The organism is Corynebacterium tuberculostearicum (assembly GCF_046097255.1).
GTDB lineage: Bacteria > Actinomycetota > Actinomycetes > Mycobacteriales > Mycobacteriaceae > Corynebacterium > Corynebacterium tuberculostearicum_J.
Genome location: NZ_CP175770.1, coordinates 2,092,771 through 2,119,770, shown reverse-complemented (window position 1 = coordinate 2,119,770; position 27,000 = coordinate 2,092,771). Strand labels below are relative to the sequence as shown.

General features: G+C 60.9%; 24 protein-coding genes and 1 tRNA gene. 14 read left to right on the top strand and 11 right to left on the bottom strand.

Going from position 1 to position 27,000, the window contains the following annotated elements; genetic code table 11:
* Positions 1-65 precede the first annotated feature (65 nt).
* Positions 66-635: a DUF4245 domain-containing protein gene (locus ACKFRY_RS10070; RefSeq protein ID WP_200435108.1), complete on the top strand. Its 570-nt coding sequence runs from the start codon at positions 66-68 to the stop codon at positions 633-635.
* Here ACKFRY_RS10070 and ACKFRY_RS10065 read toward each other — a convergent pair.
* Genes ACKFRY_RS10065 through xseA form a run of 3 tightly spaced genes read right to left on the bottom strand, consistent with a single transcriptional unit; the run spans position 619 to position 2,519 of the window.
* Positions 619-987, bottom strand: a complete 369-nt coding sequence (locus ACKFRY_RS10065; RefSeq protein WP_250413502.1) for a hypothetical protein — start codon at positions 985-987, stop codon at positions 619-621. The genes ACKFRY_RS10070 and ACKFRY_RS10065 overlap by 17 nt on opposite strands.
* Complete coding sequence (locus tag ACKFRY_RS10060; RefSeq protein ID WP_005327444.1) at positions 987-1,256, bottom strand: exodeoxyribonuclease VII small subunit; 270 nt, start codon at positions 1,254-1,256, stop codon at positions 987-989. Before ACKFRY_RS10060 ends, ACKFRY_RS10065 begins: the two co-directional genes overlap by 1 nt.
* A gap of 21 nt (positions 1,257-1,277) precedes the next feature.
* The gene (xseA, locus tag ACKFRY_RS10055) at positions 1,278-2,519 is read right to left on the bottom strand and encodes an exodeoxyribonuclease VII large subunit (RefSeq protein WP_250409686.1); all 1,242 of its coding nucleotides are present in this window, start codon (positions 2,517-2,519) and stop codon (positions 1,278-1,280) included.
* 141 nt (positions 2,520-2,660) lie between these two features.
* Between xseA and ACKFRY_RS10050 the strand changes: the two genes are divergently transcribed.
* The gene (locus ACKFRY_RS10050; RefSeq protein WP_005327447.1) at positions 2,661-3,611 is read left to right on the top strand and encodes a 4-hydroxy-3-methylbut-2-enyl diphosphate reductase; all 951 of its coding nucleotides are present in this window, start codon (positions 2,661-2,663) and stop codon (positions 3,609-3,611) included.
* Between the two features lie 65 nt (positions 3,612-3,676).
* On the opposite strand, the gene ACKFRY_RS10045 is transcribed toward ACKFRY_RS10050, so the two are convergent.
* The 3 genes from ACKFRY_RS10045 to ACKFRY_RS10035 form a co-directional block, all read right to left on the bottom strand.
* Positions 3,677-4,480: a DUF6542 domain-containing protein gene (locus tag ACKFRY_RS10045; RefSeq protein WP_005327448.1), complete on the bottom strand. Its 804-nt coding sequence runs from the start codon at positions 4,478-4,480 to the stop codon at positions 3,677-3,679.
* A gap of 62 nt (positions 4,481-4,542) precedes the next feature.
* Positions 4,543-5,613: a DNA recombination protein RmuC gene (locus tag ACKFRY_RS10040; RefSeq protein WP_034668173.1), complete on the bottom strand. Its 1,071-nt coding sequence runs from the start codon at positions 5,611-5,613 to the stop codon at positions 4,543-4,545.
* Positions 5,614-5,649: 36 nt separating this feature from the next.
* Complete coding sequence (locus ACKFRY_RS10035; protein WP_408922792.1) at positions 5,650-7,119, bottom strand: AI-2E family transporter; 1,470 nt, start codon at positions 7,117-7,119, stop codon at positions 5,650-5,652.
* 47 nt (positions 7,120-7,166) lie between these two features.
* Here ACKFRY_RS10035 and ychF point away from each other — a divergent pair, with 47 nt between their 5' ends.
* From ychF to ACKFRY_RS10015, 4 genes are all read left to right on the top strand, one after another.
* Complete coding sequence (gene ychF, locus ACKFRY_RS10030) at positions 7,167-8,252, top strand: redox-regulated ATPase YchF (RefSeq protein ID WP_005323582.1); 1,086 nt, start codon at positions 7,167-7,169, stop codon at positions 8,250-8,252.
* 130 nt (positions 8,253-8,382) lie between these two features.
* The gene (locus ACKFRY_RS10025; protein WP_250409684.1) at positions 8,383-8,916 is read left to right on the top strand and encodes a type 1 glutamine amidotransferase domain-containing protein; all 534 of its coding nucleotides are present in this window, start codon (positions 8,383-8,385) and stop codon (positions 8,914-8,916) included.
* A gap of 226 nt (positions 8,917-9,142) precedes the next feature.
* Complete coding sequence (locus ACKFRY_RS10020; protein ID WP_250409683.1) at positions 9,143-10,054, top strand: cation diffusion facilitator family transporter; 912 nt, start codon at positions 9,143-9,145, stop codon at positions 10,052-10,054.
* Between the two features lie 514 nt (positions 10,055-10,568).
* The gene (locus tag ACKFRY_RS10015; protein ID WP_005323579.1) at positions 10,569-11,498 is read left to right on the top strand and encodes a PRC and DUF2382 domain-containing protein; all 930 of its coding nucleotides are present in this window, start codon (positions 10,569-10,571) and stop codon (positions 11,496-11,498) included.
* Between the two features lie 69 nt (positions 11,499-11,567).
* On the opposite strand, the gene ACKFRY_RS10010 is transcribed toward ACKFRY_RS10015, so the two are convergent.
* The gene (locus ACKFRY_RS10010) at positions 11,568-12,929 is read right to left on the bottom strand and encodes a dicarboxylate/amino acid:cation symporter (protein WP_005323578.1); all 1,362 of its coding nucleotides are present in this window, start codon (positions 12,927-12,929) and stop codon (positions 11,568-11,570) included.
* 281 nt (positions 12,930-13,210) lie between these two features.
* Here ACKFRY_RS10010 and ACKFRY_RS10005 point away from each other — a divergent pair, with 281 nt between their 5' ends.
* From ACKFRY_RS10005 to nrfD, 5 genes are all read left to right on the top strand, one after another.
* On the top strand, positions 13,211-14,293 hold the full coding sequence (locus tag ACKFRY_RS10005; protein ID WP_200435117.1) for a thermonuclease family protein: 1,083 nt from the start codon (positions 13,211-13,213) through the stop codon (positions 14,291-14,293).
* 188 nt (positions 14,294-14,481) lie between these two features.
* Positions 14,482-15,069: a pyroglutamyl-peptidase I gene (gene pcp, locus ACKFRY_RS10000; RefSeq protein ID WP_408922791.1), complete on the top strand. Its 588-nt coding sequence runs from the start codon at positions 14,482-14,484 to the stop codon at positions 15,067-15,069.
* A 47-nt stretch (positions 15,070-15,116) separates the two neighbouring features.
* On the top strand, positions 15,117-18,383 hold the full coding sequence (gene fdnG / locus ACKFRY_RS09995; RefSeq protein WP_408922790.1) for a formate dehydrogenase-N subunit alpha: 3,267 nt from the start codon (positions 15,117-15,119) through the stop codon (positions 18,381-18,383).
* Positions 18,384-19,442: a 4Fe-4S dicluster domain-containing protein gene (locus tag ACKFRY_RS09990; RefSeq protein ID WP_005323573.1), complete on the top strand. Its 1,059-nt coding sequence runs from the start codon at positions 18,384-18,386 to the stop codon at positions 19,440-19,442.
* Positions 19,439-20,554, top strand: a complete 1,116-nt coding sequence (gene nrfD / locus ACKFRY_RS09985; protein WP_179386306.1) for an NrfD/PsrC family molybdoenzyme membrane anchor subunit — start codon at positions 19,439-19,441, stop codon at positions 20,552-20,554. The genes ACKFRY_RS09990 and nrfD overlap by 4 nt, the downstream gene beginning before the upstream one ends.
* Here nrfD and ACKFRY_RS09980 read toward each other — a convergent pair.
* The 3 genes from ACKFRY_RS09980 to ACKFRY_RS09970 form a co-directional block, all read right to left on the bottom strand.
* Positions 20,551-20,793: a hypothetical protein gene (locus ACKFRY_RS09980; RefSeq protein ID WP_050776581.1), complete on the bottom strand. Its 243-nt coding sequence runs from the start codon at positions 20,791-20,793 to the stop codon at positions 20,551-20,553. The two genes, nrfD and ACKFRY_RS09980, sit on opposite strands and share 4 nt — an antisense overlap.
* Positions 20,794-20,862: 69 nt before the next feature.
* On the bottom strand, positions 20,863-21,846 hold the full coding sequence (selD, locus tag ACKFRY_RS09975; RefSeq protein WP_408922789.1) for a selenide, water dikinase SelD: 984 nt from the start codon (positions 21,844-21,846) through the stop codon (positions 20,863-20,865).
* A gap of 12 nt (positions 21,847-21,858) precedes the next feature.
* Positions 21,859-22,416 (bottom strand): hypothetical protein, encoded by a 558-nt coding sequence (locus tag ACKFRY_RS09970; protein WP_408922788.1) that lies wholly within the window; start codon positions 22,414-22,416, stop codon positions 21,859-21,861.
* A gap of 213 nt (positions 22,417-22,629) precedes the next feature.
* Here ACKFRY_RS09970 and ACKFRY_RS09965 point away from each other — a divergent pair.
* From ACKFRY_RS09965 to selB, 3 genes are all read left to right on the top strand, one after another.
* Positions 22,630-22,724: transfer RNA gene (locus tag ACKFRY_RS09965), tRNA-Sec, on the top strand.
* A 25-nt stretch (positions 22,725-22,749) separates the two neighbouring features.
* The gene (gene selA, locus ACKFRY_RS09960) at positions 22,750-24,066 is read left to right on the top strand and encodes an L-seryl-tRNA(Sec) selenium transferase (RefSeq protein ID WP_408922787.1); all 1,317 of its coding nucleotides are present in this window, start codon (positions 22,750-22,752) and stop codon (positions 24,064-24,066) included.
* Positions 24,067-25,839, top strand: a complete 1,773-nt coding sequence (gene selB / locus ACKFRY_RS09955) for a selenocysteine-specific translation elongation factor (RefSeq protein ID WP_408922786.1) — start codon at positions 24,067-24,069, stop codon at positions 25,837-25,839.
* A gap of 27 nt (positions 25,840-25,866) precedes the next feature.
* Here the strand turns inward: selB and ACKFRY_RS09950 are convergent, their stop codons facing one another.
* A complete protein-coding gene (locus tag ACKFRY_RS09950) occupies positions 25,867-26,952 on the bottom strand; it encodes a hypothetical protein (protein WP_408922785.1) in 1,086 nt (361 codons plus the stop codon).
* Positions 26,953-27,000 lie beyond the last annotated feature (48 nt).

Sequence of the window (27,000 nt, the reverse complement as noted above, 5' to 3'; positions counted from 1 at the left end):
CAGATCTTTCGGGGCAAAAGGGGCCGTGTGGCTTTTTGAAAGCAGGCCGTGCGATACTAAGGCGCGTGGCTGCAGAAGAAAGACCAAAGATTTTTGAAGGTGCGAAGGACATTTCCCTGTCCCTCGCCGTCGTGGTGATTATGATGCTGCTCGCCGTGGGAGCGACCGGCCTGTGCTCAATTAACTCCGAAACTCAGCAGGGAGCGGTGCAGGAAGTGGATGAACAAACCTTCCTAGACACCCAAGCCCGCGCAGGGGTCGGTGCAATTCGCAATCCCGAAATGCCGGAGGGCTGGGAGGCCAATGCTGCCCGCCGCGTAGATATGGGCGGCGAGAACGCCACCGTGGTCAGTTGGGTGACCGCTGACCAAGGGTTTGTGGAATCTACGCAAACGCAGGTCGCGGCCGATAAGGCAGGCGAGGCGTACGATGCCAACTACCGCGGCATCGAATCCGCCCGCGAGGTCAAGGGGCACCAAGTGCGGGTGCTAGAAAGCGACGATGATTCCGTGCGCCGCCTGTGGGTTACGGATTTGGGCGATGCCCGCCTCATCATTTCCGGCGCCGCGGACGACAGTGACTTTGAGGCTGCTACCGCTGCGTTTATCGACGCCGCACCTATAGCCGAAAAATAACCTCGCCCAAGCCTTCTTCCGCGGCGGTGGCGCTAAGACCGTCGCCGGCCTGGGCAATAACCTCCGCCAAAGCCTCCGCATCCAGGCCGCTGAGGCGTGTCTTTCCTACAAAGACATCGACGCGCTCACGTTGCGAGCGCTGCGGATAAACGGCGATTTCGCGTACTTTGTCGTCCGTAAAGCGCAGCACCACGGATCGGGAGAAGTAGCTCACCTCATTATCGTCGCGGGTGTGTGCAGGACCGAAGAATTCTTCTACGAAATCTCGGGAATCTCCCGCCATGATGGAACCGGCGGCCGCGGATTTCGACACAAAATCCACGCGCTCGCCTGGATAACCATAGATCTGCACTACTCGTCTCCTTCAGCGTCTGCGTCCTCGGCCTTATCGAGCGCGTCTTCCACACGCTTCGCCGCGCCGTCGAGGTGCGCCTCGCACGCACGGGCAAGGGCTTCGCCGCGCTCCCAGTACTTCAGCGACTCATCCAAGCCCATCTGCCCAAGCTCGAGAATCTTAACGGTTTCAATGAGCTCATCGCGGGCTTGCTCATAGCTCAATTCTTCTACTGGGGTAAAAGCATCCTGGCCTGGCTGGCCGGTACCAATGGTGTCATCGGACATGATTTTCTCCTCGGTTGGTGATTAATCGGCGGCCTGGGAGGCCATAGAAACTGCGGTAATAGATCCATCGCCCACGCGAATGCGCAGTTGAGCGCCAGGCGGGGATTGCTTATAAGAGGTGACGACCTCGGGCCCGGAACCGTCCTTGGGCACTACCTGGACAATGGAGTATCCGCGGGCGAGAGTCGCCGACGGACCCAAGGCCGAAACGCGGGCGCGCAGCGATTCCACGTGGCGGGTTTCTCGCTCCACCATGACTTCAATTTCTCGCCGCATGGTGGCGCGGGTGCGCTCCACCTCCTCGTGGCGCGCGCGGATAGGGGTCATCGGGTCCGCCATGACAGGCCGGGAACGGATATTGTCGAGGCCGCGACGTTCCCTTTCCACCCAGCCGCGCAGCGCGGCCGCCATGCGGGAGCGAGCCTCTGCGACGATGGCGCGCTCCTCGGACACAGAGGGCACGACGCGCTTGGCGGCGTCGGTAGGCGTGGCGGCGCGCAGGTCAGCGACATTATCGAGCACTGGGCTGTCCGGCTCGTGGCCAATGGCAGAGACTACCGGGGTGCCGGCCGCTGCCACTGCGCGTTGTAGTGCTTCTTCCGAGAAGGGCAGCAGATCTTCCACGGAGCCGCCGCCACGGGCGATGATGATGACGTCCACCTCAGGATCCGCATCAAGCTGCTGGAGCGCATCAATAACCTCAGGTACGGTATTCGCACCCTGAACCGCGGTATTGAGGACGCGGAACTGCACCGCCGGCCAGCGGTCATGGGCTACCGCCATCACATCCCGCTCTGCAGCAGAACCACGGCCGGTAATCAGCCCAATTTTGTGCGGCAGGTAGGGGAGAGGACGCTTGCGTGCGGGATCGAAAAGGCCTTCAGCAGCTAGCTGTTGGCGCAGCTTTTCAATGCGAGCAAGCAGATCGCCAATGCCCACATGACGAATTTCGGTGGTCCACAGTGAAAAGGATCCGCGTCCAGCGTAAAAGGCGGGCTTACCGTGGACAATGACGCGGTCGCCATCTTTCAGCGGTGCTGACAATGACTGCAACATCGATGATGGGCAAGTCAATTGCACGGACTTTTCCTGCTGTACGTCACGCAGAGTGAGGTAGGACAGCTTCCAGGTGGGCTTGAAGTTAATTTGGGTCAACTGACCCTCTACCCACAGGTAACCCAGGCGCTCGATCCAGCCCTTGACTTGGTCATTGACCTTGCCAACGGGCCAGGGAGTATCCGGAGTATTTGCTGGTTGATTCACACAGCCTCCCTTTCTTCAGTCTGCCGTGTTCTTCCGTCTAGTTTAGGGGCCAGTGCGGTCTATTGCCCCGCTCGGGGTAGCCAGAAAGGTGACGTTAGGCCCCACTATTGTTTTGCGTAGTGTTTCGATACTCTGGGAGCCATGACTGATGGTAAAAATGTTCTCCTCGCGGCCCCGCGCGGATACTGCGCGGGCGTGGACCGCGCGGTCGAGACCGTAGAAAAGGCGCTGGAAAAGTACGGCGCGCCCATTTATGTACGCAAACAAATCGTGCACAACCGTTACGTCGTAGAATCTCTGGCAGAACGCGGCGTCATCTTCGTCGACGAGGCCTCTGAGGCACCAGAAGGCGCCCACCTAGTCTTCTCCGCCCACGGTATTTCCCCAGCCGTGCGCGCAGAAGCAACGCAGCGCAAGCAGCTTACTTTGGACGCCACCTGCCCATTGGTAACCAAGGTGCACAAGGAAGCCCAGCGCTTCCAGCGCGATGGCTATCACATCCTCTTGGTTGGCCACGAAGGCCACGAAGAAGTAGAAGGCACCGCCGGCGAAGCACCCGAGGTCACCCACCTCGTAGATGGCGTCGAGGGCGTCGCCAAGCTGCCAGAGTCCCTGCAGGATGAGAAGCTTATCTGGCTGTCCCAGACCACGCTATCGGTGGATGAGACCATCACCATCGTCAATAAGCTGCGCGAGCGCTTCCCGCACCTAGAGAACCCGCCTTCAGACGATATTTGCTACGCCACCCAAAACCGCCAAGAATCCGTCAAGGCCATTGCGCCACAGTGCGACCTGATGATTGTGGTGGGCTCTAAGAACTCCTCCAACTCGGTGCGCTTGGTTGAGGTGGCGCTGGAGGCAGGCGCCAAGGCTTCCCACCTCGTGGATTTTGCCAAGGAAATCGACGAAGCCTGGCTGGAAGGCGTCCAGACCGTCGGCGTAACCTGTGGTGCTTCGGTACCTGAGTTGCTGGTACGCGAAGTACTGGAGTTCCTGGACGAGCGCGGTTATAGCGACGTAGAGCAGGTAACTACCTCTACCGAGACGATTACCTTCGCCTTGCCGCGCGACCTGCGCCCAGCACGCACCTAAGTAGCGTTCGCCTATACGGCGGTGAAAACGAAAGAAAGGCCCGGAAACGGGCCTTTCTTTTTGCTTTAATCCTCGTCGTAGAGGTTATCGTCCCAGCCTTGCTTAGGCTGTTCCTTCTCCTGCTGAGACGCCGGGACGGAATCGCCAGCGCGCCGGGCTGGATCCGGGCGCAGCGGATTGTCGCGTTCCTCTTGTTGCATTCGGCGGCGCTCTTCACGGTCGCGCCCACGCAGGCGATCCTTGGGCGCGGGGCGTGACTTCTTTAACGTGTGCGAGGCGCGGGCGCGCTGCGGTGCGGCTTGCGATTTCTTAGGTTGCTTTGCCGGCTTATCGCGCGCCATCAAGTCTGCAACCGATAGGCGTTCCTCGCGGTTGCGTCGGTCTTGTTCGGCGTCGGCACGGCGGGAAGCGGTTTCCATTGCGGCGGTGCGCTTGGCCGTCTTGCGATAGCGTGCCCAGCGCAGCCAGGCGATGATTGCCGCACCCACGAAGGCAATGAGGAGCCACAGGAACCTCTGGACAAGGGGGAACGCCGCGGTGACGATCGCCGTCTTGGAAAACGCCGATGCGCCGTCTGGCAAGTTGGCCTTGGTGATAAAGAAACCGGCCACGCCCACCGTTATGGCATACACAATGGGGATAGAAGCCACGGTGAGGAAGAGGCCGCGTTCTTCTACGATGAGCGCCACCAGCAGCGAGCCGATGACAAGGAACGCGAGGTAAGCCCACCCGATGGAACCCATCAGGATGGAAATCAACGCGCCCGTGAGCAAGAGTGCCGCGAGCAGCCCAAGGCCCTTGCCCAGCGAGATGCTGGGGAGACCGGAGCTTTGGGCGGCGGAGGACTTTCTTTGCTTGGCTTGTGACACGTCGGAAGATCCTACCGGTTGCCGCCGGCCCATGGCTATTTCCACGCACGAAAGCGGCGGATTTATAGTGCTGAATTCCCGCGCGGCCAGGTATCAATAGGCAATGGCTCCCGCGGGGTGCGGTCCGTGCGGCCCGGGATATCCATCTCATGCAGTTTGCGGGCGGTGACGCCCACGCGGGAATCAAGCGAGGAAAGCGTGGCGTTATAGGCCTCGACTGCCTTTTCCAGGTTATGGCCCACTTTGCCGTAGTGATCAGAAAGTGTATTTAGGCGCGTATACAGTTCGCGCCCCAAGCGCTGGACCTCCTTAGCCTTGGCGGAAATGTCTTCCTGGTGCCACCCCATGGCCACCGTGCGCAGGAGGGCAAAAAGCGAGCTGGGGGTGGCGATGACTACATTGCGTTCAAAGGCGTACTCGATAAGTTCCGGATCCACCGATAGCGCGGCATCAAGGAAAGGGTCAGCGGGAACGAAGAGGATGACGAACTCGGGCGTTGGTTGAAACGCCTCAATATAGTCCTTCTGCGATAGTGCTTGGACATGGCCGCGCATTAAATGCGCGTGGCGGCGGAGGAAGCCGGCGTGTTCTTCCGGGTCATCGGTTTCTAGGGCGTCAAGGTACGAGGTAAAAGGAACCTTGGCATCGACGATGATGTGGCGGCCACCGGCCAAATTGATGAGCATGTCAGGGCGGACGATGCGCCCGCCCAATGGGGCGGAGACCTGGCAATCAAAGTCCACATGCTTGGTCATACCGCCGAGCTCAACCACGCGCTCCAATTGCACCTCGCCCCAACGGCCACGCACATTGGGTGAGCGCAGAGCGGTCACAAGTTTGTCGGTGCGTTCGGTCAAGCGGGAGGAGGTGCGGGTCACCGCCTGCACCTGGCTGGAGAGGGAGGCGAGCAGCGCGGTGCGGTCTTCCTCAATTTCTTGGAGCTGAAATCCCAAGCGGTCCATGGCCTTTTCTAGCGGCTGGAGCTCGGCCTGGCGGCGCTGCGAGTCTTGCAGCGCGCGGTGCTCGGCGCTCGGCGCGGAGCGGGTAGCGGAGTAGGAATGTGCTAACCAGCCCATTACCGCGCCGAGAATGAGGCCGATAAAAAGTAGCAGCACGGGCAAAGTGGAAGTCATGGTTTCCAGCATGGCACGCGCCGCCGACACGACCCACTATTTTTTCGAATCTCCGTTCAAAAGGCCTTCGAAGGCGTCGCGGGCGCGGCGCAGGTTTGCGCGCATGCCGGCCTTTTCATGCTTCTTGGGGGTGGACTCCACGTTGAGGGCGGCGTCGAGGGAATTGGAATCGCCGTCCGCGGAGACGTCGGCAAACGCGCCTTCTGGGGCTGCATAGTCCGGCATCTTGAGCCATGCCTCGCGCTTATAACGCCCTTGGTCTTCGGTGTAGCGGCCGATGAGATAACCAGCCACGGTAGAAAAGTCCAGATCCGCGGCGGTCTTTTCGCCTGACTGTAGCTTCATCATGTCTTGGCCGTAGCGGTAGGCCACCGCAAACATAGCGGCCGCGGGAACCGCGAGGAAGCCACCTATCAGGCCAAAGAGAGCCGAGCCTACCGTCACGGAAACCAGGACGATGACCGGGTGCAGGTCCATGGCCTTGGACTGCAGCCAGGGCGAGAGGACATTGCCCTCCAACTGCTGGACCAGCAACACCAGGCCGAGAACGAGAAGAGCCTTGGTTACGCCAAGGGAGACCAACGCGATGGTGACGGAGAGGGCGCCGGCCACGATCGCGCCGACGAAGGGGATGAAGCCCGCGATAAAGGTGATGATCGCCAACGCCATGGCCAGCGGAACGCCGATAAGGGCGAGGCCGACGCCGATAAAGACGGCGTCGACAAGCGAAACCACTGCCTGCGCGCGAATGAAGCCGCCCAGCGTATTCCAGGCGCGAGTAAGCAGCTCCGTCAGATGCCAGCCGGCGCGCTTGCCCGTGGCATCGCGCAGCCAGGGAAGGAACTTAGCGCCGTCCTTCAGGAAGAAGAAGGTCAGCACCAACACGATGAAGAGCGTGACCAAGATGGAGGTGGCGGTGCCAATGCCGGTAAAGACCGATCCGGCGATGGCGCCGGCACGTTGCTGCAGCCAGGACGCCGCCTCGTCGATGTAGCTACTCATGTCATCGCTATCAAGGTTGAGCGGTGGGCCCTGGGCCCAGAGCTGCAGGCTTTGGATGCCGGAGACCGTCTGCAAATACAGTGACCGGGATTGGCGCATGAAGTCTGGGGTGACAAATGCAATGAGGCCGCCGACGGCCGTGAAGGAAACCAAAATGGTTACGGCGGCCGCCAACGCGGCGGGAAGGCCAATATTGCGCAGCTTTTTCGCTACCGGTGCCAGAACGGTACAGATAATCAGGGCCAAAAGAACCGGCAAAAGGCCCTGCCAGAAGTTGCCCAGCAAACGGTAGAGGGCGTAGAGGAATACGCAGATGATGAGCAGGCGAACGGCCCATAGAGATGCGGCCTTAACCACCTCGCCGGCGATGACGGAGCGGTCTACCTGATCACCTGGTGGATGTGGGGACACATCCTCCAGCTTGCTGGTGTCAAAGCTTTCATCAAACTTATCGCCCAAGCCCGCTTGGGGGTCATCGGGCAGCGGTTGGCTATCAGAATTCACCCCACCATCTTGCCTTAAAAGAAGGCGGGTGCGTTAGGATTGGCCCCGTGAGTCTTACACTAGGAATCGTCGGCCTGCCCAATGTGGGCAAGTCCACTTTGTTTAATGCCCTGACCCGTTCCGAGATCCTGGCGGCGAACTACCCGTTTGCCACCATCGAGCCCAATGTGGGCCTGGTGGAGCTGCCGGATTCCCGCTTGACCCAACTGGCGGAGATGTTTAACTCTGAGCGCATCCTTCCTGCCACCGTGTCCTTCGTGGACATCGCCGGCATCGTCTCTGGCGCTTCGCAGGGTGAAGGTATGGGCAACGCGTTCCTAGCCAATATCCGCGAGGCAGACGCCATTTGCCAGGTAGTGCGCGCCTTCTCTGATGACAATGTCATTCACGTCGATGGCAAGGTGGACCCGCGCAACGATATCTCCGTTATTAATACCGAGCTCATTCTTGCGGACCTCCAGACCATCGAAAAGGCCCTGCCGCGCCTGGAAAAGGATGCGCGCAAGAATAAGGACTTGGCCGCCGAGGTGGAAGCAACCAAGAAGGCCCAGGAGATCCTGGAAGATGATCGCACCCTCTTCGCCGCAGCGAAGGAAGGCGAGATTGACCTCTCCCTCGTGCGCGATCTGCACCTGATGACCGCGAAGCCCTTCCTCTATGTCTTTAACTCGGATGAAGCAGTGCTTACCGACGACGCTAAGAAGGAAGAACTCCGCCAGCTCGTCGCCCCGGCTGAGGCCGTATTCCTCGATGCGCAGACCGAAACCGAGCTGCTCGAGCTAGAAGAAGACGAAGCCCGCGAGTTGCTCGAGGCTGTAGGCCAAGATGAGCCGGGCCTAGCCACCCTGGCTAAGGCAGGTTTTGCCACCTTGGGTCTGCAGACCTACCTCACTGCCGGGGAGAAGGAGGCCCGTGCGTGGACCATTAAGCAGGGCTCTGCCGCACCGCAGGCAGCCGGAGTCATCCATACCGACTTTGAAAAGAAGTTCATTAAGGCCGAGATCGTTTCCTTCGATGACCTTGTAGCCGCTGGCTCCATGGCTGAGGCTCGTGCGCATGGCAAGGTCCGCCAAGAGGGTAAGGACTACATCATGCAGGACGGCGACGTGTGCGACTTTAAGATCGGCGGCTAATTCCACACCGCTTGGAACCGGCCCTTTGTCAGAGGGAGAAGGCGCCGCCCACTCGCGCGCAAGAGAAGGTAGCGAAGACGAAACTTCCGCGTTACCGTGGGCGGCGTACTCGAACAAAGCAGGCTGCAACATGGCTGAACTAGATAATAAGACCATTGCCATCATCGCTACCGATGGCTTCGAAGACTCTGAGCTGACCTCCCCGCTAGAGGCCGTGAAGAACGCCGGCGCTACCGTGCGTGTCCTCGCTCCAAAGGCCGGCACCATTACCGGCAAAAACGGCACGGAGATTTCCGTAGACGCCGCTACCGGCGACTCCACTGGCGAGTCTTTCGACGGCATTATTCTGCCTGGCGGTACCGATAACGCCGACCTCATCCGCTTGGATAAGGCCGCGGTGGAAATCGTGCGCAACCACATGAGCAAGGATCTGCCGCTCGGCGCTATCTGCCACGGTGCTTGGATCCTGGCTGATGCTGAAGCCCTCAAGGGCCGCGCCCTGACGTCCTTCCCGTCCCTGCAGACCGACCTGCGCAATGCAGGTGCCACCTGGGTAGATGAGGAAGTTCACTGCGACCAGGGCTTGGTCTCCTCCCGCACTCCAGATGACCTGCCAGCCTTTAACGCCAAGCTGGTAGAAGAGTTTGCAGAGGGCCAGCACTAAAGCTTCACGAATTCAAGCCACGGGAGTTTCCCGTGGCTTTTTCGATCTTGCGCCGGTGTCACCTGCCCTATAAAGTTGGGGTTTCCTGAAGGGGAGTAGTTCCCTCGGTTAATTCTGAGATGACTGGTCGACATACTGGCGTTTAGCCCGGCCAGCCAGCGCCCGCAGTGCCCGCGGCCGTGAACGAGACCTTCGGTCCGCAACCGAACCGAAGGGAGAAGTGACTATGTCCTCCATGGGCTCAGAACAGCGCATTCTTGAGCGCTTCATGCAGCTATCCATCGCCGCCGCAGTGGCTACCATCCTCCTCAAGGCCTTGGCCGCGTGGTTTACGGGCTCGGTGGGCTTCCTCTCCGATGCCTTCGAATCCATCGTGAATCTCGTCGCGGCCGTCGCCGGCTTTTATGCCCTCCGGATTGCCTCTAAGCCGGCCGACGATAACCACCAGTTTGGCCACGGCAAAGCCGAGTACGTCTCCGCCTTGGTAGAGGGCGCAATGATTTTTATTGCGGCCGGCATGATCGTGTACACGGCGATCCAACGCTTCTTTGTTCCGCAGCCGATTGAAGAGCCGGGCTGGGGCTTGGCGTTGTCAACGCTTTCCTCCGTGCTCAACGGCGCGGTGGGCATCGCGCTCATCCGTGCAGGTAAGCGCTACCGGTCCGCCACCTTGGATGCGGATGGGCACCATTTGCTTACCGACGTCTGGACTTCCGTAGGCGTCCTTATAGGCATCGCCGCCGTATTCCTTACTGGTTGGTGGTGGCTGGATCCTGTAGTGGCGCTCGCAGTGGGCATCAATATCTTGTGGACAGGCTATAGCCTCCTGCGCGATTCGGTGAGTAGCCTGCTTTCTGAGGCGCTTCCCGACGACGAGCGTCAACACATTAGGCAACTGCTAGCCCGGCTGGAGAAGGAACACTCTGTAAACTTCACGGATCGTCGCACCGTGGCCTCTGGCCGCCAGCGGTTGGTGTACCTGACCATGGAGGTGCCAGGGGAGTGGAGCGTCATGCACTCCCACGAGGTTGCAGACGCAGTGGAAATTGCCCTCGACGAGCTCTACCCAGGCTGCAGTGCGTTCATTCATGTGGAACCAGCCGGCCTGGAAAATCGACGCCCGTACCTATTCCCCTAAGACTTAATCTTCTCAGCTTCCTGCCGACCACTGTGGTGTATGCGCACTAGACCAATATGTGTGTAGGCCCGTTCGGGTGTACGGGCCTGTATACCGCCTGTGGACACTGGGAGAAAAAGTACACCCTCGTTAAAGAATCCTGTGGGGTAGTTGTCACCGCATTTCGGGGTGTGGTGAACAGTGGACGATTTGGAGATCGTGAAGGGATGTGTCTAGGGCGCTGCGGGCGAGAGAATCGACATCCGGTTTCCCCGATTCGGGTGCTTATGGTGCAGATTTTCCAATGTTATAGAACTGTTACCAAACGTTCTGAGCTGCACGAAGACTGATTTCGGTGAACGAAATTTAGAAAATTTTTGTCTGCCGGTCGAAAAAATTTTGATTTCTCCGTATGGTGGTTGTTACAGCAATCAATTGGAGATTTTCACCCCCATACTCCACGTGGCGGGGGTAGAAAATGTCCTTTTGTTTGGTTGAAGATAGCTATACCAATAGCAGAAAGGATTTACTGACAATGGGTAAGAACATTAAGGACCTCTTTAACGCAACCGCATACGACAAGAACGGCGAGAAGCTGGGCGACGTTAACGAGGTATTCGTTGATGACCAGTCCGGCCAGCCTACCTTCGTTGAGGTTAACCACGGCCTGTTCGGCATGAACTCCAGCCTGGTTCCGCTGCGCGGCCACGACTTCTCCGGCGATGACCTGAAGCTGGGCTTCTCCAAGGACCGCATCAAGGATGCTCCGGACTTCGACTCCGATAAGCCGCTGACCCCTGAGGCACAGTCCGATATCTTCAAGCACTACGGTCTGGATAACGCACACGACGTTACCGACTACAAGGATTCCAACCTTGACTCCAAGCGCGACGCTCAAGCTGGCGCTGACAAGGATCACAACCTGACCGCAGGTGCCGGCGCTGCTGGTGCTGGCGCAGGTGTTGCAGGTGCAGGCGCTGCTGGTGCACACGCTGACGAGAAGAAGGCAGCTACCCACACCACCGACGCCGCTGCTACCGAGCGCAAGGCTGGCGTAGCTGATGACGCTGCAGCTGCACGCACCAACAACGATGGCGAGCTCATCCGTTCCGAGGAGCAGCTCAACGTCAACAAGGAGCGCGTGGCTACCGGTGAGGCTCGCCTGCGCAAGTACGTTGTGACCGACACCGAGACCGTTGAGGTTCCGGTTGAGCGTGAAGAGGTTAGCGTCGAGCGCACCCCGATCAGCGCTGAGGATGCCAAGAACTACAACGGCACCATCTCCGGTGACTCCGAGGAAGCTTCCGTCACCCTGCACGAGGAGCGCGTAAACGTGAACAAGGAAACCGTTCCGGTTGAGAAGATCAACCTGAAGAAGGACACCGTTCGCGACACCGAGACTCACACCGAGGAGCTGCGCAAGGAGCAGATCGACACCGATGGTGTTGACGGCCTCAAGAAGTAAAAGCGCATAGCTAAACGCCCGCAAGGAATACCTTGCGGGCGTTTCTTTTGCCTTATTTAGGAGACTGGTTTAAGCCTTGACGCCGATAGCCTCAGCCGAGTCAGAATCCATAATGTGCTTGACGCCGTTCTCGGCAGCATCCCAGGTTGCCTTGTCCTGGATGCCGGCGCGCTTAGCCACGATGGTGGCGCACAGCACCTGTCCGGTGACGTTCAGTGCGGTACGGCCCATGTCAATGATCGGCTCGATGGCAAGCAGGAGACCAACACCGGCCAGCGGCAGGCCGAGCGTGGAAAGCGTGAGGGTGAGCATCACCGTTGCGCCGGTGGTGCCTGCGGTAGCGGCGGAACCGATAACGGACACGAAGATGATGAGCAGGTACTGGGTGAAGTCAAGGTCGATGCCATAGAACTGGGAGACGAAGATGGCAGCGATGGCTGGGTATACGGAAGCGCAGCCATCCATCTTGGTAGTTGCGCCCAGCGGAATAGCAAAGGAAGCGTACTCGGAGGGAACGCCCATAGCCTTTTCGCTGAAACGCTCGGTAGCTGGCATGACGCCCATCGAAGAACGGGTGACAAAGCCCAGGGAGGTCACAGGCCATACGCGCTTGAAGAAACCAATGACCGGGATCTTGTTGAACTTCAGCACTGCCGGGTAGACCACGGCAAATACCAGGCCCATGCCGACGTACATGGCCAAGACGAACTTGCCCAGCGAGCCCAGTGCATCCCAGCCGTAGGTAGCTACGGCCTTGCCGATGAGGGCCGCGGTGCCAATCGGGGCAAGGCGGATAATCCACCACAGGATGACCTGAATGACCTTCAGGAAGGACTCGGTAAAGCGCAGGAAAGGCTCGGCAGACTTGCCAGTCTTGACGGCGGCGATACCAATGGCCAGCGAGATGACGAGGAGCTGGAGGGCACCAAAGCTGAGGGATACTTCGCCGTCGGAAAGTGAGGCGGAAAGGCCCACGAAGTTCTGGGGCAGAAGCTGTTCGAAGAACGCGGTCCACGAACCGACGTGGGAAGGATCCTGCGCGGTGGCAGCATCGATGCTCGTGCCGATGCCCGGCTTCATCACGACGGCGACGATGATGCCCGTCAAGACGGAGAAGAATGCGGTGATGGCAAACCACACAAGCGTGGAAATTGCCAGGGACGCGGCGTTGGCGACCTTGCGCAGGTTAGCGACGGAGGTAACAACAGCGGCGAAGATCAGTGGCGGGATCATCACCTTGAGCAGCTGGACGTAGGCGCTGCCGACGCCCGTGAGCAGGGTGGTCAACCAGCCCGGGTTATCTGGGTCGGTATCCATGCCAGAGGCGATGAAGCCCAGGATGAGGCCGATGATGAGGCCCGCGATGACCTGAGCACCGAATCCCGTGGCCCAGCCGGGAAGCTTGGAGCGCGAAGATTCTTGTTGAGACATAAAGATTCCTTTGAAAATAAAAATGGACAGATCGGACTATTTTCCAGATACTGTCCTGTTCAACTTCAACATCGCTCAGCTTATTCCTTCTGCGTCCATAGGCACAAAGTGCGAGTTATATGCAGTGGCCGCAACCTCACCCTTCGCGCTCACGGAGAGGTGGTTTTGTGCTTGCTTTTCGACGCCGGTGAGCGCGAAGGGAAGGGACCTTGAACTACCACGTGTGTCCCATTGCTAACTTTAGATAGCTACTCTCTCTATCTTTCTCAGGAGGAACATTCATGGGCTGGGTTAAACCTCTCGTTGGCATTTTCGCAGTTGGCGCAGTGGCTTCCGTTGCTTTAGGCGGCGGCGATGAAGATACTGTGGTGGTCAACCGAGTGATCGATGGCGACACCATTGACGTCGACATAGACGGCGAAAATACCCGCGTCCGGCTACTTAATATTGATACGCCGGAAATCGGCCATAACGGCGAACCGAGTGAGTGCCTCGCGGAGGAAGCGAAGCAGTACTTAGAAGGACGGCTGCCCAAGGGGACCGAGGTTCGGTTGGAATATGATTCCGAGCGGACCGACAAGTACGGCCGCACTCTTGCCGGTGTCTTTATCGACGATGACTTCATTAACGCGGATGTCGCGGCCGAAGGGTTAGCCACGGCGGTTGTATTTGGCGGAAACGACAAGTTTTATGACGAAGTGCGCAATGCCGAACGCGGCCCTAAAGACGCCGGCGAAGGGATCTTTGGGGTCTCAGACGAGTGCAAGGTTTCCAGCGATAAGAACATGGCCGAGGCGGTTAGCGGCGCTGAAGCTGCAGCGGCAGCATTTGCAGCTTCCGGGGAAGCTGATATTGCAGGGTACGAGGATGTACTGGACAAGTCAGCAGCTGCGAAGGCCGGATTGGCGGTTCTGACTCGCCACAAAGATGATCGAAGCACCTTCCAGAAAGCAGCGTATCCGGATGCTCCCAAGGAGATTGCCGCGAAGAAGGAGCGCGAGCTTGAGGGGAAGGAGAAACAAGCCCGCGAAGAGCTCGAGAAATTGGAAGAGAAAAAGCAGGAGGAAGAGAAGCGCGAGAAGGAGCGCCAGGAAGAAGAACGCCGCCGTGCAGAGGAGCGGCAAGAAGAGAATCGCCAGCAGGAGCACGATGCGCCGGAAGTAGAGGTAGCGGAGCAGCCAACGCATGAGGAGGCGGCTGAATACCAAGCTCCCGAACAGCAGCCGGCACCTCAGCCGGCACCGGTGGTCGACAACTACACCGGGTGCCGAGCTTATGGCGGAAACTATGCCTTGACGTCCGTGGATAAGAAAGGGCGTTCCTACGCGAAGATTGACTGCACTACGAAGCAGCAGATTGGTTAGGCAGCCTGCCCTTCGCGCTCACGGGCAGGGCCCTGAGTGCTTTGAGTATGGCTCCCGGTGAGCGTGAGGGGAGGGGGAGAATCTGGCGTACACCCTTGCCGCTCACCAAGACCAGGGGGAAGCGCCATTCAGGTGCTGCCGGTGAGCGCGAAGGGTGGGAGGGCCCGGGGATCTGGAATACTGGCAGCATGAAAATCCTCGTAACCGCATTCGACGCCTTCGGCGGAGAGAGCATAAACCCCACGGAACGAGCTCTTCAGCAACTACCGGATCGCATTGGAGACGCGGAGCTCGTCAAGCTAGTGATCCCGACGAAGTTCGGGGAATCGCTGCGTCGGGCAATTGAGGCCGCGCAAGGCTCGGCGGTCGATGCAATTGTATGTTTGGGCCAGGCCGGTGGGCGGGCGCATATCACCCCAGAGCGGGTCGCGATTAACGTTATGGATGCCGGTATTCCTGATAATGCGGGCTATCAGCCGGTCGATGTGCCGGTAGTGGAAGGCGGCCCGGCGGCATATTTCTCTACGCTGCCGGTAAAGGAAATGGTTGCGGCAATGGAGGATATTCCGGCGCGGTTGTCGAATACGGCCGGGACTTTCGTGTGTAACCAGCTGCTCTATGGTCTCTTGCATCACTTCGCGGGCACCGGGATAAGCGCCGGATTCGTCCACGTTCCACTCATTACAGAGCAGGAGAAAACGGATAAGCCCATGATGGAGCTGGCGGACATCGTTGAGGGGATTAAGCGGGCACTCTGGGCGGTGCAAGCTAGTTAGGGTAGCCTTTGTGGCTTTTTTAACCGGCGAAATATAGATTAAAGGACATGTCTCGCTTTAGCCCTCTCAACTGGCCGGTTGTGCGCCAGCTGCGCAGTGGCGATCCCTTCGGAAGGGACGTCAATACGCAGTCTCAAAAGAGTAAAGATAAGCATGGGCGCACCGTGGAAGCGGACCGCGTGGTGCAGTCGGTGTGCCCGTACTGCGCGGTTGGTTGCTCGCAGCGCGTATATGTCAAAGATGACCGCGTCATCCAGGTGGAGGGCGATCCGGATTCGCCTATTTCCCGTGGGCGCCTGTGCCCGAAGGGATCTGCGTCGGAGCAGCTGATCAACTCCGCTACGCGCTTGACCAAGATTAAGTACCGTGCGCCGCACTCTACGGAGTGGCAGGACCTTGATGAAGATACCGCGATGGAGATGATTGCGGATCGTTTCTTGGAAGCCCGCCGCAATGGCTGGCAGGATGTGGACGATGAAGGTCGTGCGCTCAACCGCACGATGGGCATCGCCGGTTTGGGCGGTGCGACCTTGGATAATGAGGAAAATTACCTCATCAAGAAGCTATTTACCGCCGCTGGTGCGATTCAGCTCGAGAACCAGGCGCGCATATGACACTCCGCCACCGTTCCTAGTCTAGGAACTTCGTTTGGCCGCGGCGGCGCAACCCAACCGCTGCAGGATATGGCGAATGCGGACTGCATCGTCATTGAGGGTTCTAACATGGCCGAGTGTCACCCAGTGGGATTCCAGTGGGTGGTGGAAGCCAAGAAGCGTGGTGCCCGCATCATTCACGTGGATCCGCGCTATACGCGCACGTCAGCCTTTGCGAATCGCCACATTGGCATTCGCGGCGGCACGGACGTGGTGCTTTTGGGCGCAGTCATTAACTACCTGCTGGAAAACGAGCTGTACTTCCATGACTACGTGGTGGCGTATACCAATGCGCCGATGATCATCTCGGAGGACTACCAGGACACCGAAGATCTGGACGGCCTGTTCTCTGGTTATGACCCAGAGACCGGTAAGTACGTCACGGATTCGTGGCAGTACGTACAGAAACCGGAGGGTGCGTCGTGGAATGTGGAACGCGATGAGACGCTAGAGCATCCGAATTCGGTTTTCCAGATTCTCAAGCGGCACTACGCGCGCTATACGCCTGAGGTAGTGGAGGAGACCTGCGGTATTGCGCAGGAGGACTTCTATTACCTAGCGGAGTCGATCGCGCAGAATTCTACGCCGGATCGCACCACCTGCTTTGCCTATGCGTTGGGCTTTACCCAGCACACCCTGGGTGCGCAGTTCATTCGTACCGCCGCCATCTTGCAGCTTCTCACCGGCAATGTGGGTCGCCCAGGTTCGGGCATTATGGCGTTGCGCGGTCACGCCTCGATTCAGGGCTCTACCGATATCCCGACGTTGTTCCACTCGTTGCCGGGGTATTTGCCCATGCCGAGCGTCGATAAGCAAAGCTGGCCAGAGTTCGTTGATGGAATCCGTAACGAGTCGCAGAAGGGCTTCTGGCAGATTGGTGAGAACTACGCAGTCTCGCTGATGAAGTCCTATTGGGGCGATGCGGCAACCAAGGACAATGGATGGGGCTATGACCTCATGCCGCGCATTTCTGGTGCGCATTCTACCTATGAAACGCTCATGGCCATGTTGGATCAACAGGTGGAAGGCTACTTTGTGTTTGGCCAGAACCCGGCCGTCGCGCAGTCCAATGGCGGCATGCAGCGCCGCGGCTTGGCAGCGCTGAAGTGGCTGGTTGTGCGCGATTTCCAGGAGATTGAGACCGCCTCTTTCTGGAAGGATTCGCCGGAGATTAAAAACGGCGAGCTTAAGACCGAGGACATCGGCACCGAGGTCTTCTTGATGCCGGCGGCCACCCACGTGGAAAAGGCGGGAACCTTTACCCAGACGCAGCGCATGCTGCAATGGCGTTTCCAGGCAGCCCCGCCGCCAGGGGATGCCAAGAGTGACCTGTGGTTCTTCTACCAGCTGGGCAAGAAGATCAAGGAGCGCCTGCGCGATTCCACCGATCCGCGAGATATTCCTCTGCAGAAGGTCACGTGGGACTATGTGGAAACCGAGGAAGGCGAGCCGAATTCTGAGGACGTCCTCAAGGAGATCAACGGCTACTACCTCGAGGGCCCGAAGAAGGGCGAGCTTTTGCCTGCCTTCGTGGAGATGAAGAATGACGGCAGCACCTCGGGCGGTTGCTGGATCTATACCGGGGTGTTTAAGGACGGCATTAATCAGTCCGCGCGCAAGGTACCGGGGTCGGAGCAAAACGAGGTAGCTCCCGAGTGGGGTTGGGTATGGCCGGCCAACCGCCGCCTGCTCTACAACCGTGCCTCGGCGAAGCCGGACGGCACTCCGTGGTCCGAGCGCAAGAAGTATGTGTGGTGGGACGCTGACCAGGGTCAATGGGTTGGCGATGACGTGCCGGACTTCCCGGCTACTAAGGCCCCGGACTACAAGGCTCCGGTCGACGCCGTGGGCCCGGACGCCCTCGATGGCACCGATGCCTTCATCATGCAGGCAGATGGCCGCGGTTGGCTCTTTGCACCGACCGGGCTTTCCGACGGCCCATTGCCCACCCACTATGAGCCGCACGAGTCCCCGGTGCACAATGTGCTATACAAGCAGCAGCAGTCACCGACGCGCCTGACCATTAAGCGCCCAGACAACCTGTCGCGCCCAGAACCTGGTGAGCCGGGCTCCGAGGTGTTCCCGTTTGTCTTTTCCACCTATCGCCTCACCGAGATGTATACCTCGGGTGCGATGTCGCGCCGCCTGCCGTATTTGGCGGAGCTGCAGCCGGGCCTTTTCTGCGAGGTCGATAAGGCCTTGGCAGAAAAGCGTGGCTTGGAAAACGGCAAGTGGGCCACCATCGTCTCGCCGCGCGGCGTGATTGAGGCACAGGTCTTGGTCACTGACCGCATGCAGATGATGAAGATCAATGGCGAGGAGTTCCACCAGATCGGCCTGCCGTATCACTATGGCGAGTCCGATTCCACGGCCGTTGCAGGCGATGGTGCCAATGATTTGCTGGGCCTTACGTTGGAGCCGAACGTATTCATCCAGAATTCCAAGATCGGCGCCTGCGATATCCAGCCGGGCCGTCGCCCGCGCGGCGAGGCTCGTGTGGAGATGCTCAAGGAATATCAGAAGCGCGCGCACCTGAACCTGGATTCCGGCAATGATCTGCTCACCGTGGATGATTCCTTCACCTATAACCCAGAGCCGCAGCAGCCCGCGGATGTGGATGAGTACGGCGAAAAGGGCGAGGAAAGCGAAGAAGGTAAGTAAATGACAAATCTTCTGACCGAAAACGCCAGCCGGCATGGCTACGACAAGTACCGCCGCATGGCCTTTTTCACCGACACTTCCGTGTGTATCGGGTGTAAGGCCTGCGAGGTGGCGTGCAAGGAGTGGAACCGCAACCCGGTAGAAGGCTATGACGTCACGGGTGATTCCTATGACAACACCGGCGCACTGGGAGCAAATACCTGGCGGCACGTGGCCTTTGTGGAGCAAAACAATGACCGCATCGAGCAAGCCCGCGAGGAGGGAAAGAATCTCATTTCCCTGGGTATGCCCTCGGTAGGGGCGCAGGCCCCAGAGGTTGATACCACCCCGCCGGATACGGATACGTTCCGGTGGCTCATGTCCTCGGACGTGTGTAAGCACTGCACGCATGCGGGCTGCTTGGACGTGTGTCCTACCGGCGCGCTGTTCCGCACCGAGTTTGGCACCGTTGTGGTCCAAGATGATGTGTGCAATGGCTGCGGTACCTGCGTGGCCGGCTGCCCGTTTGGCGTCATCGAGCGCCGCGATGACGGCGGTGTGGCGCTGAAGTACGACAAGACGGCCACGGTGGATTACGTGGATAATTCCCATGCCGGCGTGAACGTGCTGAAAAAGCTTAAGCAGCTTGCCCCGCAGGGGCCGGACCACACGCCAGGCGAGTCGATGCCGATTAAGAATTTGGGTGTGGCCCAAAAGTGCACCATGTGCTACGACCGCCTGAAGCAGGGAGAGCAGCCAGCATGTTCTAAGACCTGTCCTACCGATTCCATTCAGTTCGGCCCGTACGAGGAGATGGTGGCCGCGGCCAAGGAACGCGTGCGTGTATTGCACGAGCAAGGGCTTACCGAGGCCCGCCTTTACGGCGCCAACCAGGACGATGGCGTGGGCGGAACCGGCTCCATCTTCCTGCTTTTGGATTCACCTGAGGTCTACGGTTTGCCGCCGGACCCGCGCGTGCCGACGGCCGATTTACCGCAGATGTATAAGACCGCAGCCAAGGCTATCGGCGGCATGGCGCTGGCCGTGGCCGGTTCCTTCCTGATTGGGGGACGCAAATGAGCAACTTTGATGAATACCGTCCACCGCAGCCGGAGCGCCGCAATCGCTACCGGAAGTTCGATGGTACGAAGCCGAAGAAGAAGCGGAAGCGTCCAGGCGCGGGTGCGCAGGACGGCTCCAAAGAGGAGCGCATGGCGCAGGACTTCGAGTTCTCGTCCTACTACGGCCGCCCAGTGGTCAAGGCTCCGCCGTGGGAATGGCCCATCGGCGCCTACCTCTTCTTGGGCGGCGTGAGTGGCGGTTCAGGTCTCTTAGCCGCTGGTGCACAGGCCGTGGGCAATGCGCCGCTGCGTCGCACCACGCGGATCTCTGCCTTTGGCGCGGCGGCCGTGGGATCGGTCTTTTTGATTCTGGATTTGGGCCGCCCGGAACGCGCATTGAACATGTTCCGCGTCTTCAAGGTGACCTCGCCAATGTCCATGGGCTCGTGGATTTTGTCGGGCTTTGCCAGCGCGGCCGCGCTGCCTGCCGCGGCGGAAGTGGACGCGGCGACTGGCCACAAGCTGCCGCTGCCGAAATTCGTGCGCACGGCGCTGAAGAAGTCGGCCGGGCCGGCGGGCGCGGTCGCGGGTGTACTCGGTGGTCCGCTCGCAGGCTATACCGCGGTATTGCTGTCCAATACCTCGAACCCGGTGTGGAATGACATGAAAAAGCACCTGCCGTATGTCTTCGTTTCCTCGGCAGGTGCGGCGTCGTCAGGCCTGGCTATGGTGACCACTCCGGTCGAGCACGCGGGACCGGCCCGTGTGTTGGGCATGGCCGCTGCAGCAAGTGATCTGGCAGCGACCAAGGTGCTGGAGGAAGGCATGGAGCCGGAGCCGCGCGAAGCTCTGCACCAGGGTAAGCCGGGCGCGTTGATGAAGGCTTCGGAATACTTCATCGCAGCCGGCGGTGTCGGTAGCGCGGTGGCTGCGGTGACGAAGTCGCGGGCGGTCTCGGTGGCTGCGGGGCTATCGCTCTTGGCTGGCTCGGCGTGCACGCGCTTTGGCGTGCTCAACGCCGGCTTGGAAGCGGTGAAGAACCCGGAGACCACCATCGGGCCGCAGAAGCGCCGGGCGGAAAGGCGCCGGCGCGAGCAGGGCCTCGACCACGATGTGGTGAGCCCGGACTAGTCCAGGTCCTGCAGGGCGGGGGCGAGCTCCGCGCCGATGTCTTCCATGCGTTGTTGCTCGGCTGCGGAGTCGCGGCCATCGCGGTGAAGGTAGTAGTTCAGCGCCACATCGCCCACGGTGGTCACGCACGTGGTAGACACTGACTCTTCGACCGGCCAGGCGGAGCAGTAAAAGCGCCTGTCAGCGGCGGTGAACTCGAAGGGGGAGTACTCATTGGCGATGCCCCCTCGGACGAGCACCCCACCAGCCCCGCCCCGGCTAGGGCGGTGGAGGCGAGGGTGAGGAAAGCGGGGAGGCGTCGGCGCATCTTAGGCCTTAATGAACGCATCGCCGGTGCGCTCGGTGGTATGGCCGATGACGGGGTAGCCGGGAACCTCGCCGATGAGGAGGAGGCCGCCGGAAGTTTGGGCGTCGGCAAGCAGCACTAGCTCTTCCTCGCTCAAGGAGGTATCGAGGTGTGGGCGCACCCAGTCGAGATTGCGGCGAGAGCCGCCGGGGATGAAGCCCTCTGCCAGCGCTTCCTTTGCGCCTTCGATGGTGGGCACGGCGGAAAAATCGAGCTCCGCGGCGATGCCGGAGGCCCGGCACAGCTTGTATAAGTGGCCGAGCAACCCGAAGCCGGTGACATCCGTGGCGGCACGCACGCCCGCCTCCACCGCGGCGCGGGCGGCCTCATGGTTCAAGGTGGTCATGGAATCGACCGCGGCCTGGGAGACCTCGCCGGTGGCCTTGTGCTTGTTGTTGAGGATGCCCACGCCAATGGGCTTGGTTAGGGTGATGGGCAGGCCGGGTTCGGCGGCGTCGTTGCGCATGAGCTTGTCGGGGGCCACGATGCCGGTAGCTGCCATACCGTACAGGGGCTCGGGCGCGGTGATGGAATGCCCACCTGTTACGGAGATGCCGGCCTCGGTGGCTATATCCATGCCGCCGCGCAGGACCTCGCGCAGCACATCCAGGCCCAGCTTTTCATTGGGCCAGCCCACCAGGTTGATGGCGGTAACCGGGGTGCCACCCATGGCATAGACATCAGAGAGCGCATTGGCCGCGGCCACCCGCCCCCAGTCATAGGGGTCATTGAGCATGGGAGTGAAAAAGTCCGCGGTGGAGATAACCGCCAGGCCATCTTGAATCTTTACGGCTGCGGCATCATCGCCATCGTCCAAGCCGACCAGCACGTTGGGGTCGGCTTTGCCGATGAGGCCTTCGACGGCGGATTCCAGCTGCCCAGCGGGGATCTTGCAGGCGCAGCCGCCACCAGCTGCGAAAGAGGTGAGCTTAATATCTTGGGTCATAGCGCCATTTTACTAGCCCCAGGAAATTGCCTCCGCGTGGTCGAGGCGGTTGAAGGAGGGCACATGGAAGTGGAACTGTGCCCCGTGGGGATCGCTTGCCGCATGGGCAGGTTCTGTAAAGGAAACCAGTGCGGTGCGATAGGTCTGGCCCACCTTGGGTATCGCAGGGACCTGGCTATAGGGGCAGCTTGCCGCGGCGGAGTTGGGCACCTCATTGGCGCGCGAGCCATCAGCTGTAGCTGGTGCGAGGTCTGGAAAGGAAGTCGGTGCGGAGGTATCCGCAGCTCCGAGGTAGGTCAGCGATACCGGGAAACAGATGGTGGAGGCGGACTCAGGGAGGGTGACGTCTTCCGAAGAGCCGGTAGGGCGGATGCTGTCAGCGATGCGTGGGGCATCTATCCGAACCTTAAAATAACTTATATTCCCCTCGCGAGATTCTGTGAGGACGGAGGCCGTCTCGCCATAGCGCAAGTGGGTGCCAGGCTCGGTGGCAGTGAAGCCATGTGGGGCGCCGGCTGCGTCCTCGGTGAAGGCTTCCAGCTGCTGCGACTCCACCTCTGGTCGGGTCATGTTGGGGGACTCCGCAGGTGGGGAAGTGGCAGGGGAGCACGCGGTGGCGAGAAGGGCGAAGCCGAGTATGCAACCGGCGCCCGCGCGCCGGCCAATCTCTCGCCGCCTTAAACCTGATAGGAACATAAGTAGAATCTTAGCCTGAATCTTAGAAAAACGTTAATTGTACGGAGAATCCCGGGAAATTTCTTCCCCCGTGTAAGGTGAGCACACGGAGGCGTACGTGTCCTGGTGGGCGCCCCGGTCTTCAAAACCGGTGAGGCCGAGCATCTCGGTCTGGCAGGTTCGATTCCTGTCCGTCTCCGCCACCCGCGCGCAAGGAGGAATGCCACAGTGCCCACACCCACGCCTGCTGCCGGCCCAGATCCCCGCAGGAATATTCCCCGCATGGATGAGCTGCTTCAGCTGCCGGAAGTAGAATCTGCCCGCCAGCGCCTAGCCGAGCACACCATCCGCGCGATACTCCAAGGCGCAGTCACCCAAGCGCGCCGCGGTCAGCTGCAGGTCAGTGATATACCCGCAGAAATTGCGCAGCGCCTGGAACAAAAGAATGCGCATTCCTTGCAGCCGGTCATTAACGCCACCGGCGTCATCATTCATACGAACTTAGGGCGCGCCCCGCTTCCCAGCGCCGCGGTAGAGGCCCTGCAGGCCGCTGCCTCCTATACGGATGTGGAAATGGACCTGGACTCGGGCAAGCGATCAAAAAAGCGCGGGGCCGGCGCCACGGCCGCGCTGCTCGCGGCCTGCCCCGGTGCAGAAGATGCCTTAGTGGTCAATAACGGCGCCAGCGCCTTGTTGCTTGCCACCGCTGCGCTCGCTCCCGGCAAAGAGGTCATCATCTCGCGCGGCGAGCTCATTGAGATCGGTGCGGGCTTTCGCCTGCCCGAACTCATCGAGTCCACGGCCACGCGCCTTAAAGAAATTGGGGCGACTAATCGCACGCACCTGGCCGACTACGAGCGCGCGCTGAGCGATAACACTGGCGCCATCTTGAAGGTGCACCCTTCCAATTTCCGCATCGAGGGATTTACTTCCGCAGTCGGGGTAGAGGAACTGCACCGCCTAGCCGTGCAGCACGATACGCGACTCATCGTGGACTTGGGCTCCGGCCTGCTCACCCATGACCCAGCGCTGCCAGAAGAACCAGATATCCAGGCCCAGCTGCGCGCCGGGGCCGATATCGTCATTGCCTCAGGTGATAAGCTGCTTGGCGGTCCGCAGGCAGGAATTTTGCTCGGCACCAAGGAGGCGATTGCCGCGGTGAAGAAGCACCCGCTGGCGCGTGCGGTGCGCATAGATAAGCTGCGCCTCAACGCGCTGGAGGCGGCCATTTCAACGCCCTCGAATGCGGTGCAGGACGCCCTCCACCTCGATCCCCAGACCCACCGCGAGCGCACGGAAGCCATCGCGCAGGCAGTTGGGGCAGAAGTGGTGCCTCATGATGGCCGCGTGGGCGGCGGCGGGGCGCCGGAGTACCCGCTGCCCGGCTTCGCGGTTAGCCTGCCTGAGCACTATGCGGACGCGCTGCGCCGCCAGGACCCGCCCGTGGTAGGCCGCGTGCATCAGGGCCGCTGCTTGGTGGATATTCGCTGCGTTCCCGCCCACCACGACGCCACGGTTATTGCCGCTATTAAGGCGGTAGGCTAGGTGTACGTCGTCGCTACTGCCGGCCATGTGGACCACGGCAAGTCCACCCTGGTGCGGGCTCTTACGGAGATGGACCCGGACCGGTGGGAGGAAGAAAAGCGCCGCGGTCTTACCATTGACCTGGGGTTTGCCTGGACCACGCTGCCTTCTGGCGCGGATGTGGCTTTCGTAGATGTGCCCGGCCATGAAAAATTCCTAGGCAATATGCTCGCCGGCGTGGGCCCGGCCCCGGTGGTCCTCTTTGTGGTCGCGGCCGATGAGGGATGGCAGGCCCAGTCCACCGACCACCGCGATGCCTTGCGCGCGCTGGGAGTAGAGCACGGCATTATTGCGCTCACTCGCAGCGACCGCGCCACCGTGGACCGCACCGCAGAAATCCGGACGCAGCTGGCCGACACCCCGCTTGCCGACGCCCCCATTATCCCCGTATCCGCCCCAACCGGCGACGGCATTGCGGCGCTGCGGCAGGCGCTCGATAAGGTTCTTGCCGCTGCGCCCGTTCCCGATGCGCAGGCACCCGTGCGCCTGTGGGTAGACCGCGCCTTTAGCGTGAAGGGCGCGGGCACCGTGGTGACCGGAACGCTCGCCGCGGGCACCCTGCGCGTGGGCGATAGCCTCACGGTGGCCACGGCCGATGGGGAAAGGGACGTGGAAATCCGCGGCCTGCATAGTGAAAACCGCGCGCAGGATTCACTTGGCCCCGTCACTCGCGCGGCCGTCAACCTGCGTGGGGCAGATGCCACCGATATCCACCGCGGCGACGTGCTGCTTACCCCGGGTGCGTGGCGCCTGGTGGACCACCTTGATGTCCGCCGCACCTTTGGCGCGGAGCTCGATGGGCTGCCCGATAACCTCGTCGTGCACACCGGTACCGCCGGGGTAGAGGCCTACCTTCGTCCCCTGTCTGCCGAGTTCGCGCGCATCAGCCTGGCGCATGCGTTGCCGTTGCAGCTCCTTGATCGCTTCGTAGTGCGTAGCCCCGGCGGCCGGCACGTCGTCGCCGGCGTAGAGGCAGTAGACCTGCGCCCGCCGGAACTTAACCGGCGCGGTGCCGCCCGCCGCCGCGCAGAAGAGCTCAGTGCCCAGGACTCTTTCCGTGATCCTGCCTCCTACCTGCGCCGCGTCGGTTTTGCCCGTGTGGATGACTTAGCCCGTGACGGCTTTACTACCGCGGCGCCGCCGCAAGGCATTATCGCCTTCCGCGACTGGTGGATTGCGGCCTCCCAAGTTACGCGGTGGAAGCACGCGCTTACCGACGCCCTGCATGCCCACACCGCCGCACATCCCCTGGCACCGGGAATGCCCCGCAAAGCAGCCATGGATGCCCTCGGCCTGCAAGAAGAAGGCTTGCTGGGCCTTGCCATCGCCGCTGCGAAGGCGGAAAGCAGCGAGGGAGTGCTGCGCCTTCCCGGACAGCAGGCGGACCTCGGCGCGGCGGAGCGCGGGGTCGCTGCCATCGAGGAAAGGCTTAAGGTAGAACCTTTTGCGGCACCCGAGGCAGATGACCTAACGGAGCTGGGCCTGGGCCCAAAGGAACTTGCCGCCGCCGAGCGCGCCGGGCGCCTTCTGCGCCTCAAGCAGGGAATCGTGCTCTTGCCCTCGGCGCCGGAGGAAGCGCGCCGGCGGCTGGCCGAACTGGAGCAGCCTTTTACGCTTTCGGCAGCCCGTAAAGCGCTGGGCACCACGCGGCGGGTAGCCATCCCGCTGCTGGAATACCTCGACGCCCAGCGGATTACTCGCCTCGGCGACGGGGTCCAACGCACCCTGCGCTAACAAGGCCCCTGTGACCGGTCACCGCACCTATTTGCGGTGATTGCCCCCGCGGTGGTGAGAGGTTTCGCGAGCCACGCGCCGGGCCCGCACGCGCGCGGATTCGGAGGAAAAGCGGCCCGGTTCTTCGGCTACCGGCAGCGCACGCCAGCTGAAATTCTGCTCGCCCGGGATGGAAGAGACCAACTCCGCCAGCTTGGCGCTGGCCTGCGGTTGTTGTGATTGCTCATTGTGCTGCTGAGCTGGCGCATCTGGCTCAGCGGGTGCAGGCGGCTGGGCCTGTGGCCCTTTCGGGCGGCGTGAGCCGGTGGGCAGCGCCGTCACGATGGCCTCGCCGGCAAGCGTGTGCTCCCAGACCTCGGGTTGAGCCGGTGTGGCTGCGGGCGCAGCAGTGGGAATCGCAGGTTGTGGCGCGGGCACGCGCAGCGGTGGAACAGCGGGGGAGAAGAGCTCCGCGGTGGTGGCCTCATCGGCGGGGATATCGACGGCAAGCATGCCGTGGCTCGCATAGGCGCGGGCGGAAAGCCCCGCTCCAGAGCCGCTGGCCGCGGCGAAAGCGGCGCGCAGGCCGGGGAACGCAGGAATGTCGCCGATGGGGCCGAGCACCATATCGTCGCAGGTGGCCACTGCGGTGCCGGCAAGGTCTTCCAGCGTGACGAAGAATTGCTGCGTGCCCATGCTCTCCAGCTGGGCGGGCGATAGGTCGCCGGCGGCGGCATCGATGAGCACGCCTTGCCCACCGGAGAGCAGTGCGGTTCCTTGCGTTTGGTCGTTGACCGGCACCATCCACGGCCACAGGCCCAGTGACACGGCAACCTCAACCTCGCCGTCTACTACTTCCACGGTGGCGATCGTCTGCGGCTGTGCGGAGGAGGCCTTTAAACGCTCCAAGGCGGGATACTCCGCCGCCTCGACCTCGTCCAGAAACCCCAAGAAGCCGAAGTCCGAGCGGACGCGCCAGCCGTTGGTGTAGGTATCGGGTTCTAGGGAGACGTCGACAAGCGCAGCGTGCTCTGCCACGCCGGGGATACTCAATGTGGTGCCCAGCACTGGGTGCTCGAGGACCGCAACATGCTCCACGCCGAAGTAACTAGTCGCGAGCGGGTAAAGCGCCATAGAACGTCACTCCCAAGGTTAAAGGCCGGTAAACAATGCGTAGCTCAT